The sequence below is a fragment of the Virgibacillus siamensis genome, from assembly GCF_900162695.1.
In the GTDB taxonomy this organism is placed as follows: domain Bacteria; phylum Bacillota; class Bacilli; order Bacillales; family Amphibacillaceae; genus Lentibacillus; species Lentibacillus siamensis_A.
On sequence record NZ_FUIH01000006.1, the window covers coordinates 357,560 to 380,237 of the forward strand.

Below are 22,678 nucleotides of genomic sequence, written 5' to 3' on the forward strand. Positions count from 1 at the left end.
AATGGATGATTTACTAAAAGGGTTAAATAACGAACAGCGGGCAGCTGTTAAACATACAGAAGGACCATTACTTATTATGGCGGGGGCAGGCAGTGGAAAGACGCGTGTTTTGACCCACCGCATTGCCTATTTGCTCGGGGAAAAAGAGGTGGCACCAAGGAATATACTTGCCATTACGTTTACAAATAAGGCGGCCCGGGAGATGAAGGGGCGTGTCAACAGACTTGTGGGGGCCGGCGGCGGTCAGATTTGGGTATCAACGTTCCACTCGATGTGTGTGCGAATTCTTCGCAGGGATATCGACCGGATTGGGTACAGCAGCAATTTTTCAATTTTGGACAGCAGTGACCAGCTTTCCGTTATCAAACAAACCTTGAAGGATCTGGACATAGACCCGAAAAAATTTGACCCGCGTGCGATGCTTGGTGCCATCAGTTCAGCTAAAAATGAACTGGTTACGGTAGAGGAATACAACAATAAAGTCGGCGATTTTTTTGAACGGCAAGTAGCCCGTGTATATGAGCGCTACCAGAATACATTGCGGAAAAACCAGTCGCTGGACTTTGATGATTTAATCATGCAGACGATTCATCTGTTCAAACGTGTGCCGGAAGTGCTGGAATACTATCAGCGCAGGTTCCAATACATTCACGTTGATGAGTATCAGGATACGAACCATGCACAATACTATTTAGTGAAGCAGCTGGCACAAAAATATGAAAACCTTTGTGTTGTCGGAGATTCTGATCAATCAATCTATCGCTGGCGCGGTGCGGATATTGCGAATATCCTGTCCTTTGAAAAAGACTATCCGTCATCACGGACGATTTTTCTTGAACAAAATTATCGCTCCACTAAAGCAATTTTGGACGCAGCGAATACGGTTATCCAAAACAATACCGGACGGAAACCGAAAAGTCTTTGGACGGAAAATGATCAAGGCAAAAATATTCACTATTTTCAAGGGGCAACAGAACAGGAAGAAGCATTGTTCATAACGGATAAAATCCAGGGGCTTACAAGTGAGGAAGGATTTTCTCCAAACGATATTGCTATTTTATATCGGACGAATGCGCAGTCCCGTGCGGTTGAGTCAACCTTGACAAAATCATTTATCCCGTATCAGATGGTAGGCGGCCAAAAGTTCTATGAGCGAAAAGAAATAAAGGATTTAACCTCATATTTGCGGCTGATTACAAATCCGGATGACGATTTGAGCTTTGAACGGGTTGTCAATGAGCCAAAACGCGGAATCGGCAAAACATCGGTTGAAAGACTGCGGGCATATGCGGAACAACAGGGGATTTCCTTCTATCAGGCTGTCAAGGAAGTGGATTTTGCCGGTGTTCCAAAAAAGGCCGCCAATGCGCTTGCCGAATTCGGAAAACTGATTCAAACATTGTCACAGCAGCAGGAATTTTTGACGGCAACTGACATGGTAGAGGCCGTTCTGCAGCGGACAGGCTATGAACAAATGCTGAAAAATGAGCGGACGATTGAGTCCCAGAGCAGATTGGAAAACCTCGAGGAATTCATGACCGTTACCCAGGATTTTGAGGAAACAAGTGAAGATAAAACACTTGTCGCATTTCTGACTGATCTGGCGTTAATTGCTGATATTGATAAGGTGGATGACGAGGAGACAGAGGAAGAGGAAAAAGTAACATTGATGACACTCCATGCAGCCAAGGGACTTGAATTTCCTGTCGTTTTCCTGATTGGCATGGAGGAGAATGTCTTTCCCCACAGCCGCTCGATGTTTGATGATGAGGAAATGGAAGAAGAGCGCCGCCTCGCATATGTCGGAATTACCCGTGCTGAACAGCAGCTGTACATGACACATGCCAAAATGCGGACACTTTTTGGAAGAACCAATATGAATCCAATCAGCCGGTTTATTAATGAAATTCCGGAAGAACTCATGGAAGGCATTGAACAGGCAAACAAAACGATGTTCGGTCCGATTGATAAGAAGCCTGTGGAAAAGCCATTGAAACGGCGTGCAGTAAGAATGAAGCAGACAACCGGTGCCGAAAATGAATCATGGGCACCCGGTGACAAAGCAAATCACAAAAAATGGGGCACCGGTACTGTTGTAAAAGTCCAGGGTGAAGGTGAAGGAATGGAACTGGATATTGCATTTCCTGCGCCAACCGGTGTCAAACGTGTTCTGGCTGAATTTGCTCCAATTACGAAAGAATAGGGAGGTCGTCTGATGGAAAAGCAACAGGCGCGGGAAAAAATTGCGGAACTGGCTGAAGTGCTGAATCAATACAATTATGAATACCATGTGCTTGACAACCCGAGTGTACCAGATGCAGAATATGATGAAAAAATGCAGGAGCTGCGCAACCTGGAAGAAGCATTTCCTGATTTGGTTACTTCGGAGTCGCCAACACAGCGGGTAGGCGGCGAACCGCTCGATGCGTTTCAAAAAATTCAGCACAAAGTACCGATGCTGAGCCTTGGCAATGCCTTCAGTGCAGACGATCTGCGCGATTTTGCACGCCGGGCGCGCCAAGGAACGGATGATGATATTACGTATGTTTGCGAACTGAAAATCGATGGACTGGCAGTTTCGTTGATGTATGAGGATGGAAAGTTTGTCCAAGGTGCCACCCGCGGGGATGGAACGACTGGTGAGGATATTACGAGCAATTTGCGGACTATCCGCAGTATTCCGTTATCAATAAAAGATAATGAAACGATTGAAGTCCGTGGTGAAGCGTTTATGCCGCATCAGTCGTTTCTGAAATTAAATGAAGAACGCGAGAAACATGAAGCTGAACCATTTGCCAACCCGAGAAATGCAGCAGCGGGTTCATTGCGGCAGCTTGACCCGAAAATAGCTGCCAGCAGGAATTTGGATATCTTTTTATATGGTGTCGGTGAGTGGGAATCCGGACAACTCACCTCACACAGTGAACGGCTGGAGTATTTGCAGGAGCTGGGTTTCAAAACCAATCCGGAATGGAGAAAATACGAAACGATTGATGAAGTCATCGAATATGTGGAGTATTGGGAGAACGAACGTCCGAATCTTTCTTATGAAATTGATGGAATAGTTATTAAGGTGGATAACCTGGAACAACAGGATGAACTTGGTTTCACCGCTAAAAGTCCGCGGTGGGCGATTGCCTATAAATTTCCTGCCGAAGAAGCCATTACAACGCTCCGGGGGATTGAACTGAGTGTTGGCCGAACTGGTGTTATTACGCCAACAGCTGTTCTGGATTCGGTTAAAGTTGCCGGAACTACCGTGAAACGTGCTTCTCTGCACAATGAAGATCTGATTCGTGAAAAAGATATTCGTCTCGGGGATACGGTTGTCATTAAAAAAGCAGGCGACATCATCCCAGAGGTCGTTCGGGCAGTAAAAGACAAGCGAACAGGTGATGAGAAAGAATTTTTTATGCCTGATGAATGTCCGGATTGCGGAAGTGAACTTGTTAGGCTGGAGGAAGAAGTTGCCCTTCGCTGTATAAATCCGAGCTGTCCGGCACAGCTGAAAGAAGGATTGATTCACTTTGTATCCAGGGATGCCATGAATATTGATGGATTAGGTGAAAAGGTAATCATTCAGCTTTTTCGGGAAAAGCTGATTCATACCATTGCCGACATATATAGGCTGCAGAGGGACGACCTTCTGAATTTGGAGCGGATGGGTGATAAATCCGTCAGTAATTTGCTGGGAGCCATCGAAAATTCAAAAGCAAATTCGCTGGAACGGTTGCTTTTTGGCTTGGGAATCCGGTTCATCGGGTCAAAGGCAGCCAGAACACTTGCAGCTAATTTTGAAACGATGAAAAATCTGCAGCAGGCAGCGTTTGATGATATTCTTGCAATTGATGAAATTGGTGAGAAAATGGCCGACTCGATTGTAAGATATTTTGAGGAAGCGGAAGTAAAGGAACTTATTGATGAATTAACTGCACTCGGTGTCAATATGGAGTATAACGGACCGAAAACAGAAGATATTGCCGTGGATTCCGTTTTTTCGGGGAAAACTGTAGTCCTGACAGGGAAAATGGAGTCTTTTACAAGGAAAGAGGCAAAGGAAGCAATTGAACAACAAGGCGGTACGGTTACAGGAAGCGTCAGCAAAAAAACCGACATTGTCATTGCCGGTGAGGATGCAGGATCTAAGCTGGAAAAGGCACAGAAGCTTGGTGTAACTGTATGGAATGAGGAACAACTTAGTGAAGTCTTAGATTGGTAAGGAGCGGGGAAGTTGAAGAAATTTATTGTGTTGCTGTTGGGTGCTCTGCTGATACTGACGAGCTGTTCACCGACACTCGATGAAGATCAGGTAGTTAAAAAGGAAGATGATAATAAGTCCGAAAAAACGTCAATTGTTCCCAGTTACCAGTTGTCGGATGACATGTACCGGACAATCCTTCCATATCGCCCAAGCGCTTCAAGAGGCGTTATTGTCAACCAAATGGGCAATCGTCTGGATATTGATGAAATGTCAGAAGGATTGCGGAGACATTCCAAAGAATATTTCGATCCAAACAAATATTTCTTTGAAGAAGGTCAATATATCGATAAAGACACCATGTATAAATGGCTGGAGCGGGAATTAACCGAAAAACAAATCAAAGAAGCTGTAGAGCAAAAACTGAAGATCTACAAAAATAGCCATCCGGGTCAAAGTTCCAACGCGTATAAGGAACAAAAGAAAAAAATCGAGGAAGAGGTCCGGCATGTGTCTTCAATGGCGTTGAATCCGCCAATAAAGGATGAAAGTTCGAAAAAGCAACAGGAAAATAATCCAAAGTATTTGTCACACATCCTTGAGCAGAACTATCTTGTTAAAAAGAAGGATAATTCTGTTGAACTGAAAGGAATGTCCATTGGCATTGCCATGAAATCTGTCTACAGGTATCAGACAGAAACCGGCGGACCGTATTATTATAAGGATATTGACGAGGATGTCATGCTTCAAAAGGGAAAACAAATTGCCCAAAAAGTACTGAAACGCATTCGGAAAATGGAAGGGCTGAATAATATTCCGGTCCTTATCGCCATCTATCGCGAAGAGCAGGAAAGTTCACCTGTTCCCGGCAATTACGTTGTCAAAACAGGCGTGAAAGGTGGGGATAATACAATTGGTAAGTGGGACAAGATTCCGGAAGATTATGTATTGTTTCCTTCCAATTCTGCTGAGGAGCATCACTTTGACGACAAACAACTAATTGATGACTTTGCTGCAGAAATCGCTGAATATTTTCCGAACTATGTAGGGGTGATTGGTAAAGGTTTTTATGTGAAGGACGAACTTCAGAAGCTGACCCTGGAAATTCCGTTAGAGTTTTACGGAAAAGGAGAAGTAATCGGATTTACGCAGTATACGTATGGTCTGGTGAAAGAAATGTTCCCGGATTATTACGATTTGGAAATTAAAATTAAATCCAATGAGCGTCTGGAAAGTTTTATTTACAGGGAAGCAGGTTCCAATAAACCGGAAGTGCATATACTTCATTGATTTCGGGATCGAGGCCGGGACAAAAGTGTATTATCCAAAGAAAAATTCGAGTAACTATTTAGGAATGGAGCGAATAGCGGTCCCGATTCTAAAAACTACACCAGAAATGTTATAAGTCAATAGGCTTACAAATTTCGATAAAGTCCTTTTTTACACAGAAACATGGTAAAAAAGGACTTTTTTTGTCCAACTTTCCTGGATTGAGGAAAGTCAGCAAGTTTTTGGACGTGTTAGAGAGACAACCCGCCCTCAACTTTCCCAATATGAATATTTTTGAAAATATGCTATTATATAAATACGGAAAACTTCTTCTCGGCATTTAAATTCAGCTAGCGAGGTGGGTATAAAGATGGAAATTGGTCCATATATCAAACTGCATCGTATTCAGCAGGAAATGACCCAGGCGGAACTGGCTGATGGAATAGTTTCATATGCCTATTTGTCAAAAATTGAAAATCAGAAAACAGAAGCAAGTCCAAATGTAATCAGTCTTCTGTGCACCCGTCTTGGCATTCAGTTTACAAATGAAACAGACGAGACGATCAAAGAGAAATGCCAGGAATGGTATGCAATGCTATTTGATACAAACGATAAGGAAAAAATCAAAAACGCGTACGAAGAATTAAATAAACTTATTTATGAAAGTCAGTCGGAAAATCTAATAATGTTTGAGATTCATAAAATTAGATATTTTCTTGTTATAGATGAGGTTGATGAGGCGCTAAAACAGATAAATAAAATAACAGAGCTGTCAGGAACATTTGATAGCCTGCATCAGTTTTACTGGTATAAGTTTAAAGGGAATTATAATTCGATAACCGGTGAATTTAATCAGGCGATGCAAATGTACAGGGCAGCGGAAGAAAAACTGAATCAACTGGATTTATCTGAGGAAAATGTTGCAGATATACAATATGTTATTGCCGTCACACACAGTAAATTACATAACACACTTGAAGCAATTGAATATGCCGAAAAGGCAATTGACACTTTTAGAAAGAGCTATAATTTTATCCGTTGTGCACAATGTCACTCGGTTCTTGGTATTTCCTATCGGAGAATCAGGATGTATGATAAGTCAATAAAAAATCATAATTTGGCAAAGCATTTAGGTGAGTTAAGCAAAAACTCTCAAATAATTCAGTCGACGAATCATAATTTAGGATATCTTCATTCCACCAAAGGCGAAAGAAAGCAAGCAATTTATTATTATAATGAAGTTTTGAATGGTAGGGAAGTTGATTTGAATACTAAACTTCTTACTGTTACATCCTTAATTAAAGAATACTATTCTATCTCCGAGCTTGATAAAACTAGTGAAATAATAGCCAAAGGATTTGAGATATTTGAAACTATTTCAGAAAAAGAAGCTTATAAAATACATTTTTTAGCTTTAAATGCATATGATTTAGTAATAAGACGAGAATATGCACAATATGAAAAGCTGGTCATTAATGAATTAATTCCATTTTTACAGAAACAGAAAGATTTTGCGAATTTAGCTGTTTATGCAAGAATGCTTGGCGAACATTTTGAGGATTTAAAAAAATACAAGGAATCCGTCAAGTATTATAAACTGGCTAACAATACTTATGATCAATTAATTAAACTATAGATATTTTTTTAAGGGGGGGATATAAATGAAAAAATTGATTGTATCATTATCATTGGGTGCTCTTTTGACTGCAGGGTTTTTATTTACTCAAGATCCCGTTGACTTGACATCAGATGATGAACCTAGCGTTCTTTCAATCACTAATTCAGTAGGTCTCTAATCTTTTGGATACCTATAATCGAAGTTTTTTACCCTATTACCTATATGAACTTGCCTGAGACGGTGTGGAAACCGTTTCAGGTATTTTTTTGTAAAATTTTTAGCAACACTTAAGTGTATGCAGTGAAATTAAAATATGTTCCTAATTTTAAACTTTTATTAAAAATTATTAAAAAATCGCAACAGTTCCCTGGGATAATCATATTTGGACCTTTTTATGTTAGCCCCAAGAAGTTCTTATTCAACTGGAAATTGCTCGAGGAAATTTACCAAAGGGCTAATGGTTTAAATCAATTGAAGGTGTAGTTTGTGTTTAGTTGCTTATGCACTGGCAATTCTGCTATTATCAATAGTGTCGAATAAAAATAATGATGTTTTCGAATTGATAAAGATAAAATATTTTTTTGTTGGAGGTGTAGACCATATGTCAGATATTTCAAAGGATCAGGTGAAACACGTCGCACATTTGGCCAGACTGGCGATTACGGAAGAAGAAGCAGATATGTTCGCTAATCAGCTGGATTCCATTATTACATATGCTGAACAGTTGAATGAACTGGATACAGAAGATGTGGAGCCAACTACGCACGTGCTGGACTTGAAAAATGTACTTCGTAAAGATGAACCGAAAGAATGGATCACACAAGAGGATGCATTACAAAATGCACCGGATAAACAGGATGGTCTGTTCCGTGTTCCATCAATATTGGAATAGGGAGGGTAGAACATGGCATTGTTTGACCATAGTATAAAACAATTGGAAAAAATGTTGAAAAATAAAGAGATTATCGCAGAAGATCTCGTTAATGCATCGTATGACCGGATTAATGAAGTCGAGGATGAAGTGCACGCGTTCCTGACGCTGGATGAGGAGAAGGCACGCATGCAGGCAAAAAAACTGGATGATGCTCCTGACACTGCATCAAGCTTGTTCGGAATCCCGGCCGGCATTAAGGATAACATCATGACAAAGGAATTGCGCACTACTTGTGGAAGTCAGTTTTTGCGTAATTTTGACCAACCTTTATACAATGCAACTGTTGTTGAAAAGTTAAATGCAGAAAAGGCAGTAACCATCGGCAAACTGAACATGGATGAATTCGCGATGGGTTCATCCAATGAAAATTCCAGTTTTGAGCCGACTCGTAACCCATGGAATACAGCTTATGTACCAGGCGGTTCAAGTGGTGGTTCGGCTGCTTCAGTTGCTGCGGGAGAGGTATTGTTCTCACTGGGATCTGACACAGGTGGTTCCATCCGGCAGCCAGCAGCATTTTGCGGTGTTGTCGGTTTGAAGCCTACATATGGACGGGTTTCCCGCTTTGGACTTGTGGCGTTTGCATCATCACTCGATCAGATTGGTCCGATAACCCGGAATGTGGAAGATAATGCACGCGTTCTTGAAATCATTTCCGGACACGACAAAATGGATTCCACCAGTGCAAATGTGGATGTTCCAGCTTATACTGAATCTTTATCCGGCGATGTAAAAGGCTTGAAAATCGCGGTTCCAAAAGAATACCTCGGTGAAGGTGTCGATCCGGAAGTAAAGGCATCCGTTGAAAAGGCATTGAAAGTATACGAGTCACTTGGTGCGGAATGGGAAGAAGTTTCGCTGCCGCATTCTAAATACGCTGTAGCAACCTATTATCTGCTTTCTTCATCTGAAGCTTCCGCTAATCTTGCCCGCTTTGACGGTGTTCGTTATGGCGTGCGTTCAGAACAAGCGGATAACATGATCGATATGTTCAAACTTTCCCGCAGTGAAGGATTCGGGGAAGAAGTGAAACGACGTATTATGCTTGGTACTTTTGCACTGAGTTCCGGCTACTATGACGCTTATTACAAAAAGGCACAAAAGGTTAGGACCCTGATTAAAAACGACTTTGATAAAATCTTTGAAAACTATGATGTAGTCATTGGACCAACAACACCGACGCCAGCATTTAAAATCGGTGAAAAAATAAAGGATCCGCTGACAATGTATGCAAACGATATTTTAACGATTCCGGTCAACCTTGCAGGCGTTCCGGGGATTTCCGTGCCATGCGGATTTTCAGAAAAAGGACTGCCAATCGGTTTGCAAGTTATTGGAAAACATTTTGATGAAAGTACTGTTTATCGTGCTGCACATGCTTATGAACAGGCTACTGATTTTCATACGAAACGACCTCAAGTGGGAGGTGCCGACAAATGAACTTTGAAACGATTATAGGACTTGAAGTGCACGTGGAATTGAAAACTGATTCGAAAATTTTCAGTCCAAGCCCGAATGCGTTCGGCGCTGAACCGAACACGAATGTTAACCCGATTGATCTGGGATATCCCGGCACGCTTCCGGTTTTAAATGAAGAGGCGGTTAACTTCGCAATGAAAGCCGCTATGGCATTAAACTGTGAAATTGCAACGGATACGAAGTTTGACCGAAAAAACTATTTCTATCCGGATAACCCGAAAGCATATCAGATTTCTCAGTTTGATAAGCCAATCGGGGAAAATGGCTGGATTGAGATTGAAGTAAATGGAGAGAAAAAACGGATTGGCATTACCCGGCTTCACCTCGAAGAAGATGCGGGAAAACTCAATCACCAGGATAACGGCTACTCACTGGTTGACTACAACCGCCAAGGCACACCGTTGATTGAGATTGTATCTGAGCCGGATATGCGCTCGCCGGAAGAGGCATACGCCTATCTGGAAAAACTGAAAAACATCATTCAGTATACAGGTGTTTCTGACTGTAAGATGGAGGAAGGTTCACTGCGTTGTGATGCCAACCTGTCCATCCGTCCAATCGGTCAGGAAGCGTTTGGTACCAAATCCGAGCTGAAAAACCTGAACTCATTTGCCTTTGTTCAAAAAGGACTGGAATTTGAAGAAAAGCGCCAGGAGCAGGTTCTGTTGTCCGGCGGCGAAATTTTACAGGAAACACGCCGGTACGATGAAAAAACAAAAGAAACGATCCTGATGCGTGTAAAAGAAGGATCAGATGATTACCGTTATTTCCCTGAACCGGATCTTGTTCCATTGTATATTGATGAAGCATGGAAAGAACGCATCCGTCAACAAATTCCGGAGCTCCCGGATGCACGTAAAGAAAGGTACATTGCCGAACTCGGATTACCGGAATATGATGCCGGTGTTTTGACCAGTTCCAAGGAGATGGCTGACTTTTTCCAGGAAACAGTTGATCACGGTGCTGAGATCAAGCAGGCTTCCAACTGGCTGATGGGTGAAGTCTCCGGCTATATGAATAAGCACCAGAAAGAATTGCATGATCTGGAGATGACACCAAAGGCCCTGTCCAAAATGATCAAACTGATTGAGGACGGCACAATTTCATCCAAGATTGCCAAGAAAGTTTTTGCGGAATTGGTTGATAAGGGCGGCGACCCGGAAAAAATTGTGAAAGAAAAAGGTCTTGTGCAAATTTCCGATGAAAGTCAGCTGCTGCCGATTATCACGAAGGTATTGGATGAAAATGAACAATCGGTAACCGACTATAAAAATGGGAAAGACCGGGCATTAGGATTTCTTGTCGGACAGGTAATGAAAGCAACCAAAGGACAGGCAAACCCGCCGATGGTGAATAAAATCCTGATGTCTGAAATGGAGAAGAGATAAAATAAGCAAAGGCAGTGGACTTCGTTATGGAGTTCACTGCTTATTAGTTTTCTCAAAAAAAAAGAATTTTCACACATAGTATGTTATAATGAACACACTCCCTGTACGAAAGGGGGTGCTAAGATATGGAAATGTGGTTAATTCTTTTGGCTTCAGTGTTAAATTTGGCAGTTGCTGTTATCAATTTAACAGTTGCTATTTTGCATATAAGACAAAAGAAAAAGAGCCGTTCCTTCTTGCAAAAGGAGCGACCCTAACAAACCATGAGAGAGGATTTAATTCCTCTCCTAACCATATCTTATTCATAGCATAATTTATTTATACAATAATTGCAAGGTATTCAAATTCCGCGACGAGAGAAAGGGGTGTGTTTCATGTTTTGGACCGCGATTGTTATTTCATTAGTAGCTCTTGTTATATCACTGTACACACTTTCAATTGTCAAAAAGGATTAGATGCAGGCTCACCAGTATTATCACGGTGCTGCTGTCGCGAATAAATGTGTGCTGTGCACATGCAGCCTTGCTTTTGGATCAATCATTGCCTTGGCATGATTGACGGCGATGGTTGCTTCACCAAATCCTGTGGCAATCAGCCTCGGCTTGCCATCATATGCACAAACGTCACCAGCTGCAAAAATGCCTGGTATCGATGTTTCCATCTGTTGGTTGACGTAAATCGCATTTTTGGATGTTTCCATTCCCCAGTCTTTCAAAGGACCAAGAGAAGTCACAAAGCCAAAGTTGACAATGACGTCATCCACGTCTAATACATGTACGTTCTCCCCCTTAATTTCCTGAAGCATTACTTGTTCAATTTTGTCATTTCCAACTAATTTACCCACTTCATACGGTGTTTTTATATGAACATTGGATTCCTGCAGTAAGGACAAACTGTGCTCATGGGCACGAAATTTATCACGTCGATGGATAAGGATAACCTCTTTGGCAACCGGTTCAAGTGCGAGCGACCAGTCGACAGCTGAATCCCCACCACCGCAAATTAATACGCGGCGATTCTTAAATTGTTCCAGTTTTTTAACAAAGTAATGCAAGTTTCTGTCTTCAAATTGATCTGCCCTGTCGACTTTCAGTTTGCGCGGCTGGAATGCCCCGGCACCCGCAGTAATAATGACGCTTCGGGCAAAATAGCTCGATCCGGAAGTATCTATTTGAAACGTTCCATCTTCCAGTTGGATCACGTTTTTAACCGACTCATTCAGACTCAATTTCGGGGAGAATGTTTTGGATTGCTCATACAACTGCTCGACCAAATCCTTCGCTTTTATGTTTGGAAAACCTGCCACATCATAAATATATTTATCAGGATAAAGTGCTGCCAGCTGACCGCCAACCTCAGGCATACTGTCAATCATGTGGACTGATGCATTTCGCATTCCCGCGTAAAAAGCAGTAAATAAACCAATCGGTCCGGCACCAATAATGGTTAGATCATAAATCTTTTCTTCTGACATACTATGCAACTCCTTATTACTCAAATTTATTTGGGTCTCCGTCAAACGGAGTATCAGCCATCTTAATGGAATTTGTCGGACATCCTTCATAGGCATCTTCCAGGTCTTCAGTGAATCCAGCGTCAATTGGTCTACAGCCGTGATTATCATCTCCAATATAGTAGGACAATCCTTCTTCTTCATCATAGTCAAACAAATCCGGAGCAGCTGTACCACAGGCACCGCATGAAATACAGGTTTCCCTGTCAACGATTGTATAAAGCGTCATTGAAATCCTCCCTTAACTATATAACGGTATTAAAACGTACCTATTAATTTTATTATATGAATCGTATAAAAGTCTTTTCATCTTGTCAACAGGAATTTCTTCCTGACTAAAAGTTTTTCCCAAAATTGCAGTAGTGATAAAGGTTGCTAAGCTTAAAAACATTGGGTTTTAAAAATTCAAAATACGGTTGACATCCTTTTAACGTCCCGATATCATTATAGATGACGAAATTATTACGCTGGTTTAATTATATGTTATACACCAGAGGGGTTGGCTTGCCGCATATATTTTAAAGGGGGATATTTCATGATTTTCAATGAGGAAATGGAAACGATGGATCGGGAAGAACTGGAAAAACTGCAGTTGTGTTACCTTCAGAAAACGGTAAAACGCGTTTATGACAGTGTTCCGTTTTATAAGGGAAAGTTTTCGAAAACAGGTCTGAAACCTGCTGATATTCAATCCCTGGATGATTTGCAAAAACTGCCTTTTACCGTGAAACAAGATCTTCGCGACCATTATCCATACGGTCTCTTTGCTTCGCCAATGAAGGATGTTGTTCGTTTGCATGCCTCATCCGGGACAAGCGGAAAACCGACTGTCGTTGGGTATACTAAAAATGATATCGACAATTGGGCAGAGATTGTGGCAAGGTCAATTGCGGCTTCGGGCGGCAGTAGGGATGATGTTATGCATAATGCATATGGCTATGGACTATTTACCGGTGGATTGGGACTTCATCATGGCGGAGAAAAACTGGGAATTACGACAGTACCGGTATCCGGCGGTAATACTAAACGACAAATACTGCTCATTCTGGATTTTAAACCGATAGTTATCTGTTCCACCCCATCGTATGCGCTGCATATTGCGGAAAAAATGAAAGAGCAAGGAATTAACCCGAAAAAAACCAGTCTCGAATATGGAATTTTCGGTGCAGAGCCATGGTCGGAGGAAATGCGGGATACGCTTGAGGAGGAACTGGGAATCAAAGCTATGGACATTTACGGCTTAAGCGAGATTGTCGGTCCTGGCGTTTCCATTGAATGTGTCGACGAACAAAATGGGCTTCACATACAGGAAGATCATTTTATACCGGAAATTATTGACCCTGACACAAAAGAGCGTGTGCCGGATGGTGAATACGGTGAATTAGTTATTACCAGCTTAAAAAAGGAAGCGCTGCCAATTATCCGCTATCGCACCGGGGACATTGCGGCAATTAATCGCAAAACATGCAGCTGCGGTCGTACTACAGCAAGAATGACTCGTGTGAAAGGCCGAATTGATGACATGCTTGTTATTCGCGGTGTCAATGTGTTTCCGTTTGAAATGGAACGCTCCCTGCTGAAGGTGGAAGAATTAACACCACATTATCAATTATTTCTAAGTAAGGATGGACATCTGGATGCTGTGAAGTTGCAGGTAGAGCTATCTGAAGAATCGTATGTGCAATGCCAGCAGAATTTGGAACACTCGGTTATATCCAGGCTTAAGCGGGAATTGCAAACATCCATTAAACAGGAATGTCTTGTCTCGGTTGATGTGGATGTGCAGCCTCCAAAATCCATACCTCGCTCAGAAGGAAAAGCAGTCAGAATCGTGGATGAGCGCATGAAACAAACGGTCAATTAAACACACTCCAAGGACCGTTGCAGTGACAAAAGAAAAATATGATTTGATGGAAGAAGGGATTTACGGAGATGACGTTTAAAATGAGTGACCTGCAAAAGGTTGCCAATGAACAGAAGAAACCACCTCCATGTGATACTACAATGCAAGTGGTTGTGCATGATGCAATGGAGGGCATTGCATATGGAACATGGACGGTTGATCGCAAGTATATAAATGGAATCGGCGTAGCAATGGGAGGTTTTCTTGCAGCAGCAGCGGATATTATGATGGCCTATGCGATTTCATCCAAATTGACGGATCAGCAAGGTTTTGCATCGATTGACCTTGATACTACCTTTCACCGACCGGTTGTTGAAGGGAAAGTGGAAATGACATCAAGAGTGGAACGCCTTGGCAGGACCTTGGCATATGTGGTGACGGAATTGGAACAGAACGGGAAAAAATCCGCCACCTGTGTGTCTTCCATTTTAATCAAAGATGTGGAGGAATGACGATGATTTATCGATATAATGCACATCAGCCGGACATCCACGAATCGGTTTTTATTGCTGATGGAGCGAAAATAATAGGGAATGTAACAATTGGGGCGGAGTCCAGTATCTGGTTTAACACTGTTATTCGGGGTGATGAAGGTCCAATCAAGATTGGCAGACGCTGCAATATTCAGGAAAATAGCATGTGCCACCTGTATGAACAGTTCCCATTAACATTGGACGATGATGTATCCATTGGCCATAATGCAATTGTTCATGGTTGTACATTGCATAAAGGTGTACTGGTTGGTATGGGTGCCACTGTCCTCGATGGAGCGGAAATCGGTGATTATTCCATTATCGGTGCCAATAGTCTGATACCATCAGGGAAAAAGATACCTCCAAGATCACTTGTGGTCGGTTCACCCGGAAAAGTGATTCGAACCCTGACAGATAAGGACATGGAAATGATTGAGGAAACTATATCCACCTATATGGTGAAGGGGCAGGCATTTCAGAAGAAGGAAGTATTTGAAAAAATAGTAGCAAAATAAATAAGCCTGTTCATGTGTAACAACTACCCCTTAGATAGAGGACAGTACTTTCCGGCAGGGCCGGAAAGACTGACCTTATTTGGTAACCTTGCTTATCTTACCAAGCTCAAAAACGGATTCAAAAAAGCGGTTGGCCGGACTCTGCAGCAGTTGATAATAGTCGGTAAACAGCGATGCAGCTGAATCACCAAGCCATTTTTCCGGCAGCAGTTCACCGGGCAAGTTTGGGTCAATAAACAAAAACTTTCTATATTGATGAACCAGCATCGCAGCCTTTACAAAACAGCTTCCATCACTGATTTCACCTTTTTCAATTTTCGGCTTATCAATGACATATCGCTGGCTATAGTCCCGAATGAACTCCGAATAACGGTCGTTCACATCATCGATATCCCAGCACTTTGTGACAAGTTCCTGATTAGTACTCATCCCCTCATATGTCGAGCGGAAGAAAGATACATAATCAGCAATTTCATATTTTTCAACGAGTCGGTTTATTTGATCTTCCAGTGGATTCGGGGTAATCCAGCAGCTGTTGGATAATAAGCCGAAGCCGCTCCAAACGAGTTCTTTACGTAATTCATCACGAAGATGCCTTTTGTTTTCCGGGATGGTGTACACAAGCATACGCCACATCCCATCCCAGGAAGGCGACTTGGACTTGTAAATCCGTTTGGACGCTTCCTCCATCCGCGCTTTTCCCCGTTCCGTCAGCGAGTAGTAACTTTTATTTCCAATTTTTTCAGATTGGATCCAGCCCTGTTTATTCATCCGGGAAATTGCTGCCCGTACACTCATTTCATTGTGGCCGAATTCTTTCAGCAATCGAATAAGACTGCCGATCCAGATGACATTTCCATGATGTCTGATGTAATCACCGTAAAGCGTGAATATCATGGAACGTGTATTAAATTGTTTTTCCATGCTATGTTCCTTTCTATATGAATTGAATTGCAACGTTTATCTTCAAATTAGACAGTACTTTTATAAATGTGATTAAAACTTAACGGTAAATAGAAATTCGTAATATTAATCGTAAAGTTTTTCAGTATATCTGTCAAACAAATAACCGCCGTAACCAGCTTCTTCCATTAAAATAATGGACACTATTCAAACATTTACAAAATTGATATTGAATAACATATAACGTTTTGATACAATAACGTTAATAAAGCGTAATAAGGGGGATGGAATGATGTACAATTACATTCCGGATGGGGACTTTGTATCGGATGACTATTCTGAAGCGGATCAGCAGAAATATGAAGCGTTTATGAAAAGAATTGAAGCAGGCGAAAAAATTGAAGCCGATGACTGGATGCCTGATGACTACCGGCAGGCACTTATCAAACTTATTTCCATGCATGGAATTAGTGAGATTATGGGCGCGCTGCCTGAAAAAGAATGGGTTCCGAAAGCGCCGACATTGAAGCGGAAACTCGGCATCATGGCAAAGGTGCAGGATGAGATGGGTCATGGTCAGCTGCTGCTTCGGGTGGCGGAAGATTTGATGAAGCCATATGGCAAAACGAGAGAAAATCTGATGGAGGATCTGCTGAGTGGTGATTTGAAGTTCCATAACGTCTTTCACATGCCGACAAAAACATGGGCAGATGCAGGCATGGTAGGCTGGATGGTTGATGGAGCAGCAATCATTTCCCAGACAAATATGCTGGACGCATCATATGGACCGTATCAGCGTGCACTCCAACGCATTTGTGCGGAAGAGGTTTTTCACGCACAGCATGGTGAAGCAATCATCATGGCACTTGCAGAAGGGAATGAATATCAGCGGGGAATTCTGCAGGAGTCCCTCAACCGCTGGTGGCCGGCACTTTTAATGTTCTTTGGTCCGCCGTCAGCAGACACAACCGGATCATCCAAACAGGATATTATGATTAAATACCGGATCCGGAAAAGCAATAACGAAGAATTGCGTCAGGCATTTTTGGATAAATACTTACCGCGCGCCTTTTCATTGGGATTAACGGTTCCCGATGACACGATTCATTACGACGACGAAAAGGAACAATGGATTTATCAGCAGCCGGATTGGGCGGAATTTAAGAAAATTATAAAGAATAACGGACCAAGGTCGAAAGAACGGCTCCGTTTACGGGAAATTGCCTATGAAAAAAATCGCTGGGTGCGACAGGCGCTGATCCCGCAGGAAATGCCTTCATAGGTTGAAATATCAAGGATTGAAAGGGGAGTTACGATGGGAAAACAGGATGAATCGAAATTTTATAAGGAATATGAAGTGTTCAGCAAGAAAAGTGTAAAAGCACCGGTCCAGCACCAATTCAGCCTGCTTGCACCAAATGATGAGATGGCAATGATGATGGCGCAGGAAAACTTTATGCGCCGGGAAGATGTGCTGGATGTTTGGGTTGTGCAGCGGAAACATATACGTTCGATGACAAGTGAGGAACGTACAACCTGGACGAAACGGCTGGATAATAAACAATACCGGACAACAAAAGGATACGGCTATTTGCGTAAGAAATGGCGTGAAAAAGAGCAGGGAATGCTTGACGAAAAAGAGATCATGTCGTGGAAAGAGGTGAAGAAATCGTGACGGATAAAGTGGAATCTGCCGAGCAGGCAAAACAGAATAAGGATTATTTGAATGCAATAACAGAATTGCTTTACCAGCTTGCGGATGATGAGTTTATTGTGGCATTCCGGGGATCTGAATGGCTCGGTCTTGCACCGCATATTGAGGAAGATGTTGCTTTTTCATCCATTACTCAAAATACGATGGGGCATGCGAATATGTACTTCGCGCTTTTGGAGGAGTTGGGGGAAGGTGAAATTGACTTCCTTGCCCATGAGCGGCCGGCGGAAGAACGGAGAAATGCCGTTTTTCTTGAGAAAAGAAACGGGGATGGAAACTATTTGGAGGAGCCGTATTTTGATTGGGCATTAGCTGTTGTGCGGCAGTATTTCTATGAGACTCTAAAAAAGATTAAATTGGAGGCACTTACAGAAAGTTCCTATGTTCCACTGGCAAATGTCGCCCGGAAAGTGTTGATGGAGCAGATCTATCATCTGGCACATTGGAAGCTATGGATGCAACAGCTGCAGCATTCAAGTGAAGAGGCGCATTCCAGAATTCAGACAAGAGTGGAAGAGGCATGGGGAGTCTTTGGTGATGCGTTTAAATTGGGGCCAAAGGGGCCTGAGATTGTGAACAATCAGTTGATTGCCAGTGAGGAGTTTATAAAAAAGCAATGGAAGAAGGAAGTGGAATCTGTACTTGTATCCCCGCCCGCCGGAATGCCCGAATGCGGACTCGGCAATGGGCGGAATCAGGAACATACAGCAGACATCCATCAGGCAATCGCGACTTTTTCAGAAGTTTATGCCAGTGATAAAAAAGCGGTTTGGTAGATTTCAGGGGGTACTTTTGACAAGAAGGGGGATGTGATGCATGTGAAACAGCAGCGAAATGAAGTTTATGCCGTATTAAGGACGGTTGATGACCCGGAACTTCCCACGGTAAGTGTCTATGATTTGGGGATGGTTCATGATCTTTCAATTGACGGTGCGGATGTATCTATTTCAATGGTACCGACTTTTGCAGGGTGTCCCGCCCTTGATATTATCGAAAAAGATGTCAAAAAGGCGGTCGAACAAATCGGGTGGGTCAATACATGCGATGTGGCATTTTCATTTCAGTATGAGTGGACGACTGATGCCATTACAGTTACGGGGAAAGAGAATCTGAAAAAACATGGAATTGCCCCGCCTCCCGAAGATTATATTCCGGGCGAGCAATGGACAGTCAATTGTCCTTATTGTAATTCGGAGTATACGTCGATAGAAAATGTTTTCGGACCGACTGCATGCAGAAGTATTTTGTATTGTATGGGATGCAGAAATCCATTTGAGGCAATGAAGCCGGTTATCAAAACAACAGCCGGAGAAAAAAGCGGCTGAAATAAATAAGGAGGAACTAAAATGACAAAATTGATTGCGCTGTACAAACAACCGGAGAACAAGGAAAAATTTGATGAACATTACTTTAATGTGCATACACCGATTACGAAGGAAATCCCGGGTCTCCGGGAGATGAAAGTAACCAAAATTGTTGGCTCGCCAATGGGAAAGAGTGATTATTATTTACTCTGTGAAATGTTTTACGATGACCAGGATTCATTACAAAAAGCAATGAAAACAGATGAAGGAAAAGCTTCCGGAAAAGATGTGATGCAATTTGCGGGTGATCTTGTAACGTTAATGATTGGTGAGGAACTCGATGGGTAGTTACGAACATATCAACGTTACCAGGGAGGATGGCATTGGCGTAATACAGCTTGACAGACCAAACGTTTCCAATGCATTGAATCGGCAGATGGTCGATGAAATCGTCGGGGAAATGGAAATGCTTGACCGTGACGAAACAATCCGCGTCATTGTCGTGAAGGGGCACGACAAATTTTTTGCAGCAGGTGCGGATATTGGAGAAATGGCAGCGGAGCGGCCGATGTCGCTTGAACTTCTGGACCCATTTGCTGTATGGGACAGGATGACGCTGATAAAGAAACCGTTAATTGCCTCTGTCAATGGCTTTGCGCTTGGCGGCGGGTTTGAACTTGCCTTGCATTGTGATTTGATCATTTCCGGTGAAAAAGCAAAATTCGGTTTTCCGGAAGTAAAGCTCGGCGTTATGCCTGGAGCAGGGGGAACACAGTTTTTAACAAAGGCAATGGGGCGCAGGAAAGCACTCGAATGGATCTGGCTTGGAGAATTTATGAGCGCGGCAGAGGCAGAGAAATTTGGTGTGATTAACCGGGTAGTTGCTCCGGAAATGTTGGATGAAGAAACTATAAGATTGGCAAAGCAATTGACGAAACAGGCGCCAATTTCATTAAGACTCATCAAAGAAGCAGTACATAAAGCGGAAGAACTTTCCTTAATGGATGGGATGAAACTGGAGCGAAAGAATTTTTACCTGGCATTCGACTCGGAAGATCAGAAAGAGGGCATGCAGGCATTTATGGATAAACGCCCGCCTTCGTTCAAAGGGGAGTAAACAATGGAGCGTGAAGGCTATCAAACGATAACGTATTTTCCGGAGAACAGTATTGCAATGATTACGCTGAACCGGCCAAAAGCGTATAACGCATTTACGGCTGACATGAATAAGGAAATCACACATGCATTAAAGGCTGCAGCTAAAAATGATGCCATTCGGTGTGTTGTGATTACCGGCAGTGGTAAGGCTTTCTGTGCCGGTGAGGATTTGGGCGGGGTGGATGAGAATACCAACCATGCTGAATTTCTTAGAAGACGCTATCATCCTATGATGAAGGCCATCAATGATTTTCCCAAACCGATTATTGCAGCGGTAAACGGTACAGCGGCAGGGGCGGGAATGAGTCTGGCGCTTGCAGCGGATTTCAGACTGGTACAGCCCGGGACAAAGTTTGTCAGTGCATTTATGAATATCGGACTTGTTCCGGATTCAGGCTTTATGTATATGCTTCCGCGCTTAATTGGTTACGCAAAGGCGCTTGAAATAGCGGTGCTGGGAAAACCGATTACCGGTGATGAAGCATTAGCGCTCGGGTTGGCAACAAAAGTGATTGAACCGGAAGACTGGGACGAACAGGTGCAGCAATTTTCCGGAAAAATTGCCGCAATGCCTACCAAAGCATTTTCACTGATTAAACGTTACATGCTGGATGGAATGGAGCAATCATATGAAGCGTTTTTGGATAAGGAAGCACAGGCACAGCGGATTGCCGGTATGTCCGGTGATCATCAGGAGGGGTTAAAGGCGTTTCAGGAAAAACGAAAACCGGAATTCAGCGGCAACTAAACGATCATAAACAGGGGAGGAATTTTTGTGACACAAACAGCAAATAAAGAACTGATAACTGAAGTCGGAGATATGAAACGGGATCATTATGCAATGGTTATTAACGGAGAACGCGTGGAAGGCGGTGCCGGTGAAACATTTGAAACATACGACCCGGCAAAAGGTGAGATGCTGGCTACTGTTGCAAAGGCACATGAGGAAGACGCAGAAAAAGCAGTTCAGGCTGCCCGGAATGCATTTGACCATGGAAAATGGCGCAAGTATCCCGTTGGCAAACGTTCGCGAGTGCTGAATAATATTGCCGGGATTATGCGGAAACGGTTCAAAGAGCTGATTGAAATGGAAGTTTTGAACAGCGGTAAGTCGATTGGAGCAGCCCAGGTTCAGGTTAATCAGGCTATTGAGGATTTTGAATTTTATGCAGGGGCCATTGTCGGCCATCGCGGTAATGTGAATAATATGCCATATGGATTTTTCAACTATACACATAAAGAACCTGTCGGCGTGTGTGCGCAGATTATCCCGTGGAATTATCCGATGATGATGGCAGCATGGAAGATTGCACCGGCACTTGCAGCGGGATGTTCTGTTGTTGTAAAGCCAGCGAGTCTTACGCCGGTAACTGCAATCCTTCTGAATGAAATTTGCCATGAAGCAGGCGTTCCAGAGGGAGTTGTTAATACAGTTCCGGGTTCCGGCCAGGTTGTAGGGGATTATCTTGTGCAGCATGAGGATGTTAACAAGGTGGCATTTACAGGTTCGACGCCAACCGGAAAAGATATTATGGGCAAAGCATCAGATACATTAAAACGTATTACGCTTGAACTTGGCGGAAAATCGCCAAACATCGTATTCGAAGATGCAGACATGGAAGCGGCCGTTGCAGGATCTCTGTTTGGTATATTTTTCAATACCGGACAATCGTGTGAAGCACGGTCACGCATGTTCGTGCACGAATCTATTTATGATGAATTTATGGAACGGTTTATTGAAAAAACGAAAAAACTGAAGTCCGGCGACCCATTTGATAAAGGGACCCATTTAGGTTCTATCATCAGCAGGGATCAGGTTGATGTGATCGATGGTTATGTTCAGTCTGCCAGGGATGAAGGTGCAACCATTGTAACAGGCGGAAAAGTTATGCATGTGGAAGGGTTTGAAAATGGTCACTGGTATGAGCCGACTGTCATTACTGATGTAACACCGGATATGAAAGCTGTCCAAGAAGAAATTTTTGGACCGGTTGTTGTCGTTGAGAAATTCACTGATGAAAAGGAAGTTGTCAAACGGGCGAACGACACAAAATATGGACTTGGATCAGCGATTTGGACGACGAATCAGGCACGGGCAACCCGTGTTGCACATCAGATTCAGGCCGGAATTGTTATGGTAAACAGTCCATTTTCCGCATTTCCGGGAACCCCGTTCGGAGGGTATAAGGAATCCGGATTCGGCAGGGAATTGGCGGTTGAATCGCTTGATCTGTATATGGAGGATAAAAGTGTTCTTTCATACTATGGTTCCAAGCCATTGAATCCATTCGGCATTTAATTACCAGAAA

23 protein-coding genes are annotated in these 22,678 nt (G+C 42.9%); 20 read left to right on the plus strand and 3 right to left on the minus strand.

The features are described 5' to 3' along the window. Position 1 precedes the first annotated feature (1 nt). From pcrA to B1K71_RS20230, 9 genes are all read left to right on the plus strand, one after another. Positions 2-2,203, plus strand: coding sequence for a DNA helicase PcrA (gene pcrA / locus B1K71_RS02745; RefSeq protein ID WP_428848851.1), 2,202 nt, complete (start codon positions 2-4; stop codon positions 2,201-2,203). A gap of 12 nt (positions 2,204-2,215) precedes the next feature. Further along, a complete protein-coding gene (gene ligA, locus B1K71_RS02750) occupies positions 2,216-4,219 on the plus strand; it encodes an NAD-dependent DNA ligase LigA (RefSeq protein ID WP_077324469.1) in 2,004 nt (667 codons plus the stop codon). Positions 4,220-4,231: 12 nt separating this feature from the next. Beyond that, the gene (locus B1K71_RS02755) at positions 4,232-5,488 is read left to right on the plus strand and encodes a CamS family sex pheromone protein (RefSeq protein ID WP_077324470.1); all 1,257 of its coding nucleotides are present in this window, start codon (positions 4,232-4,234) and stop codon (positions 5,486-5,488) included. A 349-nt stretch (positions 5,489-5,837) separates the two neighbouring features. Then, a complete protein-coding gene (locus B1K71_RS02760) occupies positions 5,838-7,103 on the plus strand; it encodes a helix-turn-helix domain-containing protein (protein WP_077324471.1) in 1,266 nt (421 codons plus the stop codon). Positions 7,104-7,128: 25 nt separating this feature from the next. Further along, positions 7,129-7,263, plus strand: coding sequence for a hypothetical protein (locus B1K71_RS20225; RefSeq protein ID WP_281250307.1), 135 nt, complete (start codon positions 7,129-7,131; stop codon positions 7,261-7,263). A gap of 423 nt (positions 7,264-7,686) precedes the next feature. Next, on the plus strand, positions 7,687-7,977 hold the full coding sequence (gene gatC, locus B1K71_RS02770) for an Asp-tRNA(Asn)/Glu-tRNA(Gln) amidotransferase subunit GatC (RefSeq protein ID WP_077324611.1): 291 nt from the start codon (positions 7,687-7,689) through the stop codon (positions 7,975-7,977). A gap of 12 nt (positions 7,978-7,989) precedes the next feature. Beyond that, positions 7,990-9,459: an Asp-tRNA(Asn)/Glu-tRNA(Gln) amidotransferase subunit GatA gene (gatA, locus tag B1K71_RS02775; protein ID WP_077324473.1), complete on the plus strand. Its 1,470-nt coding sequence runs from the start codon at positions 7,990-7,992 to the stop codon at positions 9,457-9,459. Then, positions 9,456-10,886, plus strand: a complete 1,431-nt coding sequence (gene gatB, locus B1K71_RS02780; RefSeq protein ID WP_077324474.1) for an Asp-tRNA(Asn)/Glu-tRNA(Gln) amidotransferase subunit GatB — start codon at positions 9,456-9,458, stop codon at positions 10,884-10,886. Before gatA ends, gatB begins: the two co-directional genes overlap by 4 nt. Positions 10,887-11,011: 125 nt before the next feature. Further along, complete coding sequence (locus B1K71_RS20230) at positions 11,012-11,143, plus strand: hypothetical protein (protein ID WP_281250308.1); 132 nt, start codon at positions 11,012-11,014, stop codon at positions 11,141-11,143. Between the two features lie 218 nt (positions 11,144-11,361). Here B1K71_RS20230 and B1K71_RS02785 read toward each other — a convergent pair whose 3' ends face one another. Both B1K71_RS02785 and B1K71_RS02790 read right to left on the minus strand, forming a co-directional pair. Beyond that, the gene (locus B1K71_RS02785; protein WP_077324475.1) at positions 11,362-12,360 is read right to left on the minus strand and encodes an NAD(P)/FAD-dependent oxidoreductase; all 999 of its coding nucleotides are present in this window, start codon (positions 12,358-12,360) and stop codon (positions 11,362-11,364) included. A gap of 16 nt (positions 12,361-12,376) precedes the next feature. Next, on the minus strand, positions 12,377-12,628 hold the full coding sequence (locus B1K71_RS02790) for a ferredoxin (protein ID WP_077324476.1): 252 nt from the start codon (positions 12,626-12,628) through the stop codon (positions 12,377-12,379). A 306-nt stretch (positions 12,629-12,934) separates the two neighbouring features. Here B1K71_RS02790 and B1K71_RS02795 point away from each other — a divergent pair, with 306 nt between their 5' ends. The 3 genes from B1K71_RS02795 (at position 12,935) to B1K71_RS02805 (ending at position 15,290) form a co-directional block, all read left to right on the plus strand. Beyond that, positions 12,935-14,263 carry a phenylacetate--CoA ligase family protein gene (locus tag B1K71_RS02795; protein ID WP_077324477.1) on the plus strand — a complete coding sequence of 443 codons (1,329 nt, stop codon included), beginning with the start codon at positions 12,935-12,937 and terminating at the stop codon, positions 14,261-14,263. A 68-nt stretch (positions 14,264-14,331) separates the two neighbouring features. Next, entirely contained in the window at positions 14,332-14,754 is a 423-nt protein-coding gene (locus tag B1K71_RS02800) for a PaaI family thioesterase (RefSeq protein WP_077324478.1), read from the plus strand. A gap of 2 nt (positions 14,755-14,756) precedes the next feature. Next, positions 14,757-15,290 (plus strand): gamma carbonic anhydrase family protein, encoded by a 534-nt coding sequence (locus B1K71_RS02805; protein WP_077324479.1) that lies wholly within the window; start codon positions 14,757-14,759, stop codon positions 15,288-15,290. Positions 15,291-15,365: 75 nt separating this feature from the next. Here the strand turns inward: B1K71_RS02805 and paaX are convergent, their stop codons facing one another. Next, positions 15,366-16,214 (minus strand): phenylacetic acid degradation operon negative regulatory protein PaaX, encoded by an 849-nt coding sequence (gene paaX / locus B1K71_RS02810; protein ID WP_077324480.1) that lies wholly within the window; start codon positions 16,212-16,214, stop codon positions 15,366-15,368. Positions 16,215-16,485: 271 nt separating this feature from the next. Between paaX and paaA the strand changes: the two genes are divergently transcribed. From paaA to B1K71_RS02850, 8 genes are all read left to right on the plus strand, one after another. Next, positions 16,486-17,475: a 1,2-phenylacetyl-CoA epoxidase subunit PaaA gene (gene paaA, locus B1K71_RS02815; RefSeq protein WP_077324481.1), complete on the plus strand. Its 990-nt coding sequence runs from the start codon at positions 16,486-16,488 to the stop codon at positions 17,473-17,475. 33 nt (positions 17,476-17,508) lie between these two features. Next, positions 17,509-17,868, plus strand: coding sequence for a 1,2-phenylacetyl-CoA epoxidase subunit PaaB (gene paaB / locus B1K71_RS02820; RefSeq protein WP_077324612.1), 360 nt, complete (start codon positions 17,509-17,511; stop codon positions 17,866-17,868). Then, a complete protein-coding gene (gene paaC / locus B1K71_RS02825) occupies positions 17,844-18,683 on the plus strand; it encodes a 1,2-phenylacetyl-CoA epoxidase subunit PaaC (protein ID WP_077324482.1) in 840 nt (279 codons plus the stop codon). The genes paaB and paaC overlap by 25 nt, the downstream gene beginning before the upstream one ends. 36 nt (positions 18,684-18,719) lie before the next feature. Further along, a complete protein-coding gene (gene paaD / locus B1K71_RS02830) occupies positions 18,720-19,232 on the plus strand; it encodes a 1,2-phenylacetyl-CoA epoxidase subunit PaaD (protein ID WP_077324483.1) in 513 nt (170 codons plus the stop codon). Between the two features lie 21 nt (positions 19,233-19,253). After that, complete coding sequence (locus tag B1K71_RS02835; protein WP_077324484.1) at positions 19,254-19,559, plus strand: EthD family reductase; 306 nt, start codon at positions 19,254-19,256, stop codon at positions 19,557-19,559. Continuing rightward, entirely contained in the window at positions 19,552-20,328 is a 777-nt protein-coding gene (locus B1K71_RS02840) for an enoyl-CoA hydratase/isomerase family protein (protein ID WP_077324485.1), read from the plus strand. Before B1K71_RS02835 ends, B1K71_RS02840 begins: the two co-directional genes overlap by 8 nt. A gap of 3 nt (positions 20,329-20,331) precedes the next feature. Beyond that, positions 20,332-21,117, plus strand: a complete 786-nt coding sequence (locus B1K71_RS02845; RefSeq protein ID WP_077324486.1) for an enoyl-CoA hydratase/isomerase family protein — start codon at positions 20,332-20,334, stop codon at positions 21,115-21,117. Between the two features lie 72 nt (positions 21,118-21,189). Next, positions 21,190-22,668 carry an aldehyde dehydrogenase family protein gene (locus tag B1K71_RS02850; RefSeq protein WP_077324613.1) on the plus strand — a complete coding sequence of 493 codons (1,479 nt, stop codon included), beginning with the start codon at positions 21,190-21,192 and terminating at the stop codon, positions 22,666-22,668. The last annotated feature ends 10 nt before the right edge of the window (positions 22,669-22,678 follow it).